This is a genomic window from Burkholderia sp. A9 (genome assembly GCF_000801975.1).
Genome location: NZ_JSZN01000037.1, coordinates 1 through 508, shown reverse-complemented (window position 1 = coordinate 508; position 508 = coordinate 1). Strand labels below are relative to the sequence as shown.

At 63.2% G+C, this 508-nt stretch carries 1 protein-coding gene; it reads right to left on the bottom strand.

Annotated features, from left to right (window positions below):
• Nucleotides 1–281: 281 nt before the first annotated feature.
• The coding region (locus PI86_RS14270; protein ID WP_039323608.1) for a LysE family translocator at nucleotides 282–508 on the bottom strand (227 nt) is incomplete at its 5' end.

Sequence of the window (508 nt, the reverse complement as noted above, 5' to 3'; positions counted from 1 at the left end):
AGGAGACATGGAGGAGACAGGTGTAACTATAGCGAATCGGTTTCCGCATTGCAACATTTCCGTAGAGAAAATAAGGACTTTCCCTCGAATACGCACTCTAGATCGCCAGTTTGCATCCGACCCCTTCATGTTTACCCGGTCGAGCACCTCGCCGAGCGCGGGCCGGAGCAGTTGTCTGGGAGCGTGTGCAAGCGTGCAAGCCAGGCGCGACGGGCGCAGATGCGCGAACGCCCCGCCCTCTGACGAGGCGCGGGGCGTTCGGCAGGCCGCGCGGGCCTGAATCAGTGACGGACCAGCGCCATCATCGCGCCGAAGCCGACGAAGATGCCGCCCGTCAGCCGGTTGAAGATCTTCGCGACGCTCTGGCTCTTCAGCGTCGCGCCGATGCGCGTGCCGAACGACGCGTAGACGAGATACCAGCTCACCTCGATCACCGCGAACGTGACGACGAGGATGCCGAACTGCGGCAGCGTCGGCTCGGCTGCGTTGATGAACTGCGGCAGCAGCG